The sequence below is a fragment of the Psychrobacillus sp. NPDC058041 genome, from assembly GCF_042885655.1.
Lineage (GTDB): Bacteria > Bacillota > Bacilli > Bacillales_A > Planococcaceae > Psychrobacillus.
This window is the reverse complement of record NZ_JBHVRO010000010.1, coordinates 21,671-32,554: the sequence shown is the minus strand read 5'-3', so window position 1 is coordinate 32,554 and position 10,884 is coordinate 21,671. Positions and strand designations below refer to the sequence as shown.

Below are 10,884 nucleotides of genomic sequence, written 5' to 3'. Positions count from 1 at the left end.
GTTTGAATACCACATAACCACAGCAGAGCACCACATATCTAGGCTGATTACCTCATAAAGTAGTTTAAGTACCACATATCCCAGGTTGAGCACCACATAAATCAGTTTGATTGCCACATAACCAAATCCGAGTGCCACATACCCCATTCCATAAGGAAAAATCCAGGCAGATTTTACATCTGACCTGGATTTTCTGTTAATTTTTTATTGATATAATCCATAATTGGGATCGCTATATCTTTTTTGGTTGTAGCATAGTATGACCTTGCACCTACTGGATCTTCAATTTCATTGAACAACCAACTTCCATCTGGCAGTAAAAGAAAGTCAATTCCTATATAATCGCTTTTTAACGCTTTAGCAATTTTTTGGACATCAGCAAGTTGTTGAGAATTTAAAGTATACGCTACAACCGATCCACCTAATGTAAAATTTGACTTGAAGCTATTTTCAGCACCAGTTCGTTTAACTGCGCCAATTACTTCTGTACCTAACATAAACACTCTAACATCTGTTGCATTTGTTTCAATATAAGTTTGAGCAATTATAGACTTAGAAGAGTGTTCTTCCATGAATACTTTTGCATGGTCGTTGGAATTTACTAGTTCTACTTGTGTACCTCCATGACCATCAACTGTTTTTAATACAGCTGGATATTCTCGAATATCGGAAGTTGTAATTATTTTTCTAGTTTGGACCGAAGGAATTCCTATAAGTTGGACAAATTGAATTGCCTTCCATTTATCATTTGCGATAACATTAACTTCTGCCCGATTAAACATTCGGATATTAAGTTCCTCTAATCTTTTCGATAGCTTCGGATTTCTAGCTCTAAAAAAAACGAAATCAGCATCTGGAATAGTAGAGCATTGATCGTCTATTACAGTAAGTGTATGCCCATATTTTTCAGCAGCTATAATTAACCTATCTATAAAACTTCTATTTCTCTCTATTTCTTTTAACTCGTATATTAATAAGCCTCTCATATCACAACTGTACCGACTTTGGAAAGTATATAACTAATCATAGCATCTCCAACATTAATACCTGTAACATTAAAAATATTACGTATATGTGCAACGCCATTCACTTCGCAAACCAGTGGCTCTTCGTTTTCACCAAACAATAAATCGACACCTGCAAATTCAGCATTTAATGCTTTAGCAGCTAATATAGCAACCTCTTTTTGTCTTTCTGTAAGAATAATCGGGGATGCAGTTCCGCCATTTGTAATATTTGCACGAAAATCTGTTTCAGAATGTCGGTGCATACATGCAATTACTTGTCCTCCGACAACATTTACTCGAATATCGCGGCCTCTACTAGACTCAATATACTCCTGGAAAACATACTCTTTTCCATTCAATTCCTCGACTTTATCGAAAAACTGTTTTTTAGTTTCGATTAAATATACTTTCATACCAAATGATCCATGTGCTTCTTTAATAATCATTGGAAGATGAAGTGTTTCCAATACTTGTTCATAATAACCACTATGTTGAATAGTAAAATTAGAATACACCTTAGGAGCAATAATGGTTTTTGGCATAGGGACTTGAGCTTTTGCCAATATCATGTATTGCCGTGCTTTATTATCACAAATTTCTATAACATCTGGATCATTAAAAACGGGAATACCTTCATTCTTCAAAAACTTTGCTAATAAAATATCCTTATCTAAAAACACGACAAAGTCAGGTTTTGAATGTAATCCGTGTTGGACGTCCATTATAAGCTCATAGTTTTTTACTAATATTGCTTCAATTCCTTGATTAATGGCTGCTTCTTGAAGGAGACGAGCTTGATCGATAAATTTTTCATCCGTAAGACTACCGTTGTATACAATCCAACATGTTTGCATAATGATTGACCTCCGCTAATGCGTGATATAATAGTATTCACAAGAAGTTTAGCACGAAATTAATCTAGAAGGAATAGGGTGGAGTAAGTGGAAATAACAAATTTTAATTTATATAAAAAAAAGTGGGAGATAGATAGTGAAACAATAATAAAACCAGGCTTAGAATCTATTCAAAAAGCATTAGATAAACTAGGAAACCCACAAAACAAACAACGTGTAATACATGTGGCAGGAACAAATGGGAAAGGCTCAACCATTGCATTTTTAAGTGCTATAGCGAGTGAACATAACATAACTTATGGATCATTTACATCACCATGTATCGTGGATGTACATGATCAGATACAATTGAACGGGGAAAATGTTACATCTGAGCATATTGATAAAGCGTTTCAAAAGATGAAACAAGCTGGACTTAGTGGTATGTTAACAGATTTTGAGTTATTGACAGTAGTAGCTTACTTAGTTTTTGAAGAAGAAGCATTAGATGTTATTTTCGTGGAATCGGGTATGGGTGGAAGATTTGATAGCACTAATGTAATGAAAGAATCTATTGCAGTTGTACCAAGTATCTCGATTGATCATACAAATTTCTTAGGAGACACAATCGAGAAAATAAGTTGGCATAAAGCAGGAGTTTTGAAAGAGAATGGCAAATTAATTATAGGGCAGTTTACCGACGAAGCGAGAAATGTATTTCTACAGGAAGTGAAAGAAAAAAATGCTACGGTCTTCGAATATGGAAAAGACTTTAATGTAAATAATCATACATATACATATGGCGATCTTCATATTAACCACTTACTTCCAAACATGATCGGAAGTCATCAAATGTCTAATATGGCACTAGCAATTACCGCATTAATAGAAAGTGGATATACTTTAGAAAAAAGTAAAACGCAAAAGGCAGTTGCACAAGCTAGTTTACCTGGAAGAATGGAAAAGATAAGAGAAAATGTATATTTTGATGGGGCTCATAATAGAGCAAGTATTGATGCATTAGTAGAAACGATAAAAGACTTTTTTCCAAATAAAAGAATTCATTTTATAGTAGGAGTTTTAAAAGATAAAGATTATCAGTATATGTTAAGAAAGTTAGAGGAAGTTGGTAGTTCTTTTGAGTTTGTAAATTTTAAACACGAAAGAGCTCTTTTTGCTACGGAATTGTATAAATATAGCGAATCATGTGAAAAGAGCATTACTAAAGATGGAGAGAAAATTGATATTACAGAAAATTCAAGTGAACACATTACTATTATCACGGGGTCTTTGTATTTTATCTCAGAAATTAGAAGAAAAACAGTAAAATAGTATTTGAACTTTTCTTAATATTAAGTGTTACAATTTAATAATAATGAGTCATGAGCTAATAGTAACGGAAAATAATGCTACGAGGAGATTAATAGTCCTATGAATTATACACATAAAGCAAAAAAGATAATGGTTTTGTTATGGCTATTATGCGTGCCTTTAGGTACAGTACTAACATTTCTATATTCACCAACTAATTCCTCGGACTGGGAGCATTATGGATACTTTTTACTGTTAGCGTTATTATCAAGCGTATTTCCTTTCTTTATCGCAGGCTCGACTATTGTTTTAGTATTATGGGTTAATATGGCTATCTTTTTGAAATTTGGCCTTTTAGCTGAAATTATTTCTATGCAATTATGCATGTTTCCACTCGTTTATCATATGAAGATCAATCGACAGACACTTTACAAATATTTTTTCAATTCTTTTATGTTTTTTAGTCTTTCTGTTTTATGTGGTTCACTCGTCATGGCATTAGGATATAAAATAGGAAATTTAAACTTGAAAGATGTAGTTTTATACGGTTCTATTTATGCAATTACTTATATTTTATTTAACCATATAATTTTATATATTCGTGAATATGTATGCGGTTTCAATCCGGTACTATTAACAAAAGATTTTTACTGGGAAGTTTCTTGCTTATTAATGACACTACCATTTGGAATTAGCCTATATCTTTTTGAAAGCTCTATTGGGACCACTGCATTATGGTTATTAGGAATACCATTGATATCAATTACCTTACTCATCCGAATGTATAGTAATTCGGAAAAAGTGAATGCCGATCTGAATAAAGCAAGTGAATTTGGGCATCAGTTGGCAGAACGAATGACTGGTAAAGAAATTTTGGATATGTTTTTAGAACGATTAGCGAATATGTTTCCATTTGATTGTGGTTATATTGTCGATAATATGGATGATGGGTTTTTCATTTTACGCGCAATGGAAGATGGTGTGAATAAAGAAATTCAATGCTCGCATGAAGATATCAAATATAGTTTGGTTGGTAAAGGATATGAAAAAGGGGTTCCTGTTTTATATAAAAAACAGTCTGAGTGGAATTATATGATACCTCCGTTTTTGGCAAATGATATGCAAAGCCTTATGTGTGTTCCAATTTATCGTAACCAAAGAATAGAAGGTGTACTTATATTAGCCGCTAGGGAGAAACATGCATTTGAACCTTATCAGTTGAAGATTGTCCATTTATTATGCTCTTATTTTGCGGTGTCTCTGGAAAAAGCAAGATATGTGAAAGAAGCTGTTGAAAAGAGTGAAATTTGTGAATTGACGAAAATTCATAACTACCGTTATTTGGACAAGCAATTGGAATTGGACATGAAAAAATTAGAGGAGGGCAAGTATAATACTATCTCTTTAATCATGTTAGATATCGACAAATTTAAAATGGTAAACGATACGTATGGGCATCATAGTGGAAATTTAATTTTACGAAAATTCGCAGAGATTATAAATCGAGAAATTGGATCCAGCGGAACAGTTGCTAGATATGGGGGCGAAGAGTTTGTTATTCTTCTCCCAAACTATTCAAAATTACAAGCAATTTCCATAGCAGAACAACTTCGTAGAAAAATAGAGCAAACTCCATTTATTGTCCAATTAGACTTAGATGAAATTTCTCGAGATGAAATTATTTTTATAACTGCTAGTATTGGTGTTGCCTCCGCTCCAGAGGATAGTGAAGAAGGGAAATCATTACTTCGTAACGCCGATCGCGCACTGTACATTGGAGCAAAGCAGGCTGGTAGAAATAGGGTTGCGGAATATGTTAAGTAAATGTTATTGTAAATTAGAACCAATTAGATAATGCTAATTGGTTTTTTTATATTCGAATATGCAAATGATAGGAAAAAGGAATGATAAAGTTGAGAATTACAATTAGTAATCGTTTAAATACAAAGGGATTGACACTTATTGAGGTTCTAGTATCTATCATTCTATTTTCAATAATATTATTTTCTTTTTTTACATTATTTATACAGTCAGCGAAAACTGGTAAAACTTCAGGAGAGGTAGTAGATGCAACTTATATTGCACAAGTAGAGATGGAAAAAGTATATGAGATAAGTAGAAATGGAAGTTTCAACTATGGTCTTGATGAAATAATAAATAGTTTAAAGTATAGACAACTTTCTTCCACTAATACAGATGAACTTGTATTTGCAAAGATGAAAGAAGGGTACTATATTAAATTGAAATTGAAAAAACATTCTTATCCAGGAATGACCTATCTAGTAATAGAAGTTTTTGAGCAGGAAAATGGACCATCTAGGGCTAAAATGGAAACGATTTTAGAATGGAGGTCATAAATCATGGGAAAACAATTGAATACCGAGAAAGGTGTCACTCTAGTTGAACTCCTAGCAGCAATTGTACTTGCTAGTTTAGTGATGGTGTTAGTATATAGCGTACTGATGACTAGTACCAAACAATATAACTATCAACTTGAAAAAAGCAATCAACTAACCGATATTTCTTATGCATTAAAAATAATCACAAAAGATATAAGAAAAACCGAAAAACCTCAAATAGTTAATGAAAGTGAAATAGACTTAAATGGCATTAAATATTCTTTTAATAATAATATGATTACTAGAAATGGTGTTGCAATTGCTAATTCCATTAAGGGTTTCCGTGTGGAAGGAAACAGTGTTAAATGGATTATTGAAATAAAGAGTTCGGATCCAAAAGGAGTAGAAAAAACTGAAAAAACAGAAATCTATCTAAGGAAAGGAGATGATTAAGTTTGAAGTTTAAAAATGTGAAAATGCATCGCCATTTAAATGCAAACGGTTATACACTTGTAGGAGTATTAATGTTGTTAGTTCTCATCACTGTTTTGGGTGCAGGTGTACTAACCGTTACTGGGAATGGTTTGAAATTATCTGCAAATGAACGCACCGATCAGTCCACTTTTTATATTGCTGAAGCGGGGATCGTTGAAACTCGAAGAAATCTAGAGAATAAAGTTAACGATGCTTATAACGAGGCTTACAAGGAGACATTAGACGAATATAATAGGAAATTGGCCGATTATTATAATTTACCTATTAAAGACCAAACAGGATTTATGTTTGACTTTGCGACAAAATTGGAAGCAACCTACTTAAAAAAAATAGAATTGAAGCTGCCTGTTTCATGGACCGAACAGTCTGATAGGTTTGATCCTAATTATGACGAGAAGAACTCTAAAACATTACCGATTGCAAAGATTTCGATAAATAGGGTTAAAGCGAATGCAGATATATATGAATATAAAATTACTTCAGTAGGTACAATCGGGAAAAAGGAGCGCACAGTTTCTCAAAAATTATCCGTAAATCTTAAGGTTGGGAATTTGGGTAGTCCCGGAACTCCCGGTGATCCTGGCACACCAGGAACCCCTGGGCATCAGGGTGGACCAGTCACAGGGTTGCCTGAGAATACAGCTATAATCGTAAAGAATGAAATAAAACTTAAAAGTTCAACAGTTACAGGTAATATTGCAACTCTGAAACCAGGACCTAAAAGTATTACAATCGACTGGGGTGAGCCTACCATTAATGGCTCATTTTATGTGCCGAGTGGCTCTGAAGCAACTGCGTTAACAAAACCAGCGAGTATGGGGTTTTCCCCTCAGGTAAATGGAGTTAAGTTAGGGACTATGCCAGAACTGCCTCCATTTCCAACACCGCCAAATTATAATTCTTTAGGTAACTATATTTCACCCGATAATGGATCTTCTACCTTTAAAGTTCAAAATAATGCATCTTTAGGAACTTTGAAAGCATCCGGAAGTCATACGTTAACAATAGATATTGGTGATACGGATAAAGAACTTGTTTTAGATAACTTGGACATTAGTGGTAGTGCGCAAGTTATTATTAAAGGGACAGGAAAATTAACTTTACATGTAAAAAATAATCTTTATATTACAGGGAGCGGAAAATTTAATGCGCAATTACCTAGTAAAAATGCAGAAATTTTTTATTCAGGAAATGAAGTGTTAGGGAAAAATTTTGGTGGAGGAGCAGAAATATATTCTTCTTTATATGCCAAAACAGCAAATGTAGATATTTCTTCCAGTACAAAAGTCTATGGAAATATTCTTTCTGGAGGTAGCTCATTTATTGTCCGTGGTGAGGGGAAAGTGGGTCCTTCTTTATACTTTGCCCCGAATGCACAGTTTGAAGTTAGAAATAGCGGGAAAGTAACAGGAACTGTCATTGGTAATTCGATTGTTATGGAGGGACAGGGAGTAATTAATTATGGGACACCACAATATAATACGTGGGTTCCAGGTATTCCTAGCACTCCGAGTACGCCTGGAACTCCTCCAACAAAATCCGACAATCCGAACTTAACAAAAAGAGAACCTTTGATTGAACTCTAGACTTGCCATCATGGCAAGTCTCATTTTTTAACACATAAGATTCCATTTATTGTTCTAGAATGGAAAAAATCTTTAAGTAAAGAAATAAACTTTATTTTTTTAAGGAGTATATAGTTCCATAGACTCATTCTAGTTTAGATAGTTTGTAAAATATATATATAGTTGTGAAATAAGTCATATACAATGAGTGGGGCTATATTGTATTATAATTACAATAAATATTATACTCAGATTAAATAAAATAGAAAAAAGTGGATTGGAGGATTGATGATGAAAATACTTACAAAAAGTATTAGTCTATTAGGTTTAATTACTCTCTTTATCTATTTATTGTTATCAGAAAATAATATTGCATTTTTAACTGTAGAAGCCGAATCTGGCGGATCCACTATAGGTGGAGTACAAATAGAAGATTTAGATAAAATAGAAATAACTAATCGATTGGAGATAGCAGTCGAAAAATGGAAGGAAAACAATGATTTGGTGATTGTCGGTGAAGGGGTATATATGCCTTTAGATACTACATATTTCAATTTTGATGTAGAATCTTCTGTAAATCAATACTTCATTGACTCTCAAAAACCTTGGTTTGCTTTTTGGAAAAAAGATTCAATTATACATATTCCTATTCAATTTACAATAGAACCTGCATTAATAGCATTAATAGGAGAAAATTCAAAGTTGAATGCAGAAGAAACTATGGAAAATATTAAGTCTCAAGTTGCTGTATTGTCAAAAGAACCTATTAAAGCCGTTTTCAAGGATTTATCTGCTTTAGAGTCAGAACGTATTGCTTTTGAACTTGAAAAACTTCCTGCTAACACTGTTGGGTTATCGGAAGTTATTACAGCGTTGAATGAACAGGTTATTTCTACAGGTGAGGTCTTTTCTTTTTTAGATAAAACAAAGGATATAAGTAGTTTATATAGCGATGAAACTGCGGATTTTATTTCTTCATTGTTGTACAGCGTTATACTTCAAACTGATTTTGAAATTGTAGAACGGCATTCCCAAGAAGTTATTCCATCTTATTTAGAGCCGGGGATAGAAGCAGATATTGACCTAAAATCAAAGAAAGATCTAAAATTTGCAAATAACAATAATCCAGCTGTATTAAAAATGAGCTTAATAGATTCTAAATTGTTGGTAGAATTATATTCACTTCCAAATGAGACAATAAGTAAGTATGAGGTTCGTAATCGTCAAGTTGTTGAACCGAGAACAATCTACCGCTACTCCTCTGACTTAAAACCGGGTGAGGAAAATCTTATACAAGAAGGAATTCCTGGATTGAGGATATCCGTATATCGTATTGTTTCGGATAAGAAAGGACCTTATGAAAAAGAAGAGCTTGTTAGTCAGGACTACTATTCTCCAACTCATCGAATTGTATTAAAATCTTCTTTAATATCTGAAGCTACCTTTACAAAAGACCCTGACCTTGAGATTGATTTAAATGGAGACGGTTTGTCAGATATGAATGAAAAAGAATCTAATAACAATCCGAACGCGGAAGAAGATTCCGAAAATTCATCCTTCGAAGATGATTCAGATAGGTTACCAGAGGGTAGTTATTATGATAAAGCTGGAAATATTATTAAAGAAGGATCTGAATAATTGCATCTAGGGGGAAGATGATGAGAAAGAATACACGTAAACGATTGGGCGATTTACTTGTTGAGTCCCATGTAATTAGTAATGACCAGCTAGAGTATGCGTTATCTCATAAGAGTCGTGAAGAAAAACTGGGAGACTTTTTAATAAGAGAGAGCTTATTAACGGAGCAACAACTTATTGAGGTGCTAGAGTTTCAATTAGGAATTCCTCATGTTAGTTTAAATCAGTTTTCCATTGAACCCGAACTGATTCAACTTGTTCCAAAAGAGTTAGTGAAACGTGCGAACATAATGCCGATAAAAAAAGATCGCAACAAACTTTTAATAGCAATGGCCGATCCGATGGACTACTTCGCTATAGAAGAAGTTCGTATGGCAACAGGTTGTCAAATAGAGACAAGTATCGCTACAAAAGACGACCTCTATCGAACAATTACAAAATATTATGATTTACAAGAGTCGATGGATTTAGCGTTAAGTGATATGACGCCTACCGAATTAGAAAATGACACGCAAATAATGGACGAAGATTCTCCAATTGTTCGGTTAGTAAATCAAATTGTTGCAAATGGGGTTGCACAGCGAGCAAGTGACATCCATTTTGATCCACAAGATAAGGAATTACGTGTTCGATATCGTGTAGATGGAATGTTAAAGACGGAAAGAGCTTTACCAAAACATATGCAAAATGTCATTTTAGCTCGTATTAAAATTATGGGGAATTTAAATATTACGGAAAATAGAATACCGCAAGATGGGCGTATTAAATTGACCGTTAACATGAAACCAGTTGATATTCGTCTGTCCACCTTACCGACAATTTATGGTGAAAAAGTAGTTATGCGAATTTTAGATTTAAGTAGTGCACTAAACAATATGAGCAAGCTTGGATTCAATGAAAAAAACTATAGGACTTTTAATGAAATGATAGAAAAGCCAAATGGCATTGTATTAATAACTGGACCAACTGGATCTGGTAAATCTTCTACTTTGTATGCAGCTCTTAATAAATTGAATGATGAAGATGTCAACATTATTACAGTGGAAGATCCAGTGGAATACCAACTAGAGGGTATAAATCAGATACAAGTTAGAGAAGAAGTCGGCTTGACCTTTGCAGCTGGACTTCGATCTATATTACGACAAGACCCGGATATTGTAATGGTAGGAGAAATACGTGATTTGGAAACTGCACAAATTGCCGTAAGGGCTTCATTAACAGGGCATCTTGTACTCAGTACCCTACACACAAATAGTGCAGTAGAATCTGTTTCTCGTATGAGAGATATGGGAGTGGAACCTTTTTTATTGTCTTCTTCTCTAGTCGGGGTAGTAGCGCAACGATTAGTTCGAAAGGTATGTCTTGATTGTAGTGAAGTGCAAAAACCGAATGATAGGGAAATTGAAGTTTTTGCAGAACATGGAATGAAGATTCAAGAAGTACGGCGAGGTAGAGGTTGCCCATCCTGTAACCATACTGGTTATAGAGGGCGAATTGCCATACATGAAGTACTAGCGGTTGATGAATTTGTTAAAGATGTCATTTTAACAGGAAAAAGCAATGCATTTCTCAGAGAACATATGAAAGAAATGGCTTATTATAGCTTGCTAGAAGACGGTTTATTAAAGGTGCAAGAGGGGTTAACGACCACAGAAGAAGTTCTTCGTGTCGCAACAACTGATTAAGGTGGGATGAT

At 34.0% G+C, this 10,884-nt stretch carries 9 protein-coding genes; 7 read left to right on the top strand and 2 right to left on the bottom strand.

Features of this window, described 5'->3' with window-relative positions; genetic code table 11:
* Positions 1 to 173 precede the first annotated feature (173 nt).
* Together ACFVR1_RS15140 and ACFVR1_RS15135 are read right to left on the bottom strand one after the other, a co-directional pair.
* A complete protein-coding gene (locus tag ACFVR1_RS15140; RefSeq protein ID WP_387585196.1) occupies positions 174 to 986 on the bottom strand; it encodes an ATP-grasp domain-containing protein in 813 nt (270 codons plus the stop codon).
* Positions 983 to 1,861: an ATP-grasp domain-containing protein gene (locus ACFVR1_RS15135; protein ID WP_387585194.1), complete on the bottom strand. Its 879-nt coding sequence runs from the start codon at positions 1,859 to 1,861 to the stop codon at positions 983 to 985. The genes ACFVR1_RS15140 and ACFVR1_RS15135 overlap by 4 nt, the downstream gene beginning before the upstream one ends.
* A gap of 87 nt (positions 1,862 to 1,948) precedes the next feature.
* On the opposite strand from ACFVR1_RS15135, the gene ACFVR1_RS15130 reads away from it, so the two are divergent.
* From ACFVR1_RS15130 to ACFVR1_RS15100, 7 genes are all read left to right on the top strand, one after another.
* On the top strand, positions 1,949 to 3,172 hold the full coding sequence (locus ACFVR1_RS15130) for a bifunctional folylpolyglutamate synthase/dihydrofolate synthase (RefSeq protein ID WP_387585192.1): 1,224 nt from the start codon (positions 1,949 to 1,951) through the stop codon (positions 3,170 to 3,172).
* A 99-nt stretch (positions 3,173 to 3,271) separates the two neighbouring features.
* Positions 3,272 to 4,975 (top strand): sensor domain-containing diguanylate cyclase, encoded by a 1,704-nt coding sequence (locus ACFVR1_RS15125; protein WP_387585191.1) that lies wholly within the window; start codon positions 3,272 to 3,274, stop codon positions 4,973 to 4,975.
* Between the two features lie 80 nt (positions 4,976 to 5,055).
* Positions 5,056 to 5,508 (top strand): type IV pilus modification PilV family protein, encoded by a 453-nt coding sequence (locus tag ACFVR1_RS15120; protein ID WP_387585190.1) that lies wholly within the window; start codon positions 5,056 to 5,058, stop codon positions 5,506 to 5,508.
* Between the two features lie 3 nt (positions 5,509 to 5,511).
* Positions 5,512 to 5,943: a PilW family protein gene (locus tag ACFVR1_RS15115; protein ID WP_387585189.1), complete on the top strand. Its 432-nt coding sequence runs from the start codon at positions 5,512 to 5,514 to the stop codon at positions 5,941 to 5,943.
* Between the two features lie 2 nt (positions 5,944 to 5,945).
* Positions 5,946 to 7,571 carry a collagen-like triple helix repeat-containing protein gene (locus tag ACFVR1_RS15110; protein ID WP_387585188.1) on the top strand — a complete coding sequence of 542 codons (1,626 nt, stop codon included), beginning with the start codon at positions 5,946 to 5,948 and terminating at the stop codon, positions 7,569 to 7,571.
* A 270-nt stretch (positions 7,572 to 7,841) separates the two neighbouring features.
* Positions 7,842 to 9,188: a VanW family protein gene (locus ACFVR1_RS15105; protein ID WP_387585186.1), complete on the top strand. Its 1,347-nt coding sequence runs from the start codon at positions 7,842 to 7,844 to the stop codon at positions 9,186 to 9,188.
* Between the two features lie 20 nt (positions 9,189 to 9,208).
* Entirely contained in the window at positions 9,209 to 10,873 is a 1,665-nt protein-coding gene (locus tag ACFVR1_RS15100) for a GspE/PulE family protein (RefSeq protein WP_387585184.1), read from the top strand.
* Positions 10,874 to 10,884: the final 11 nt, after the last annotated feature.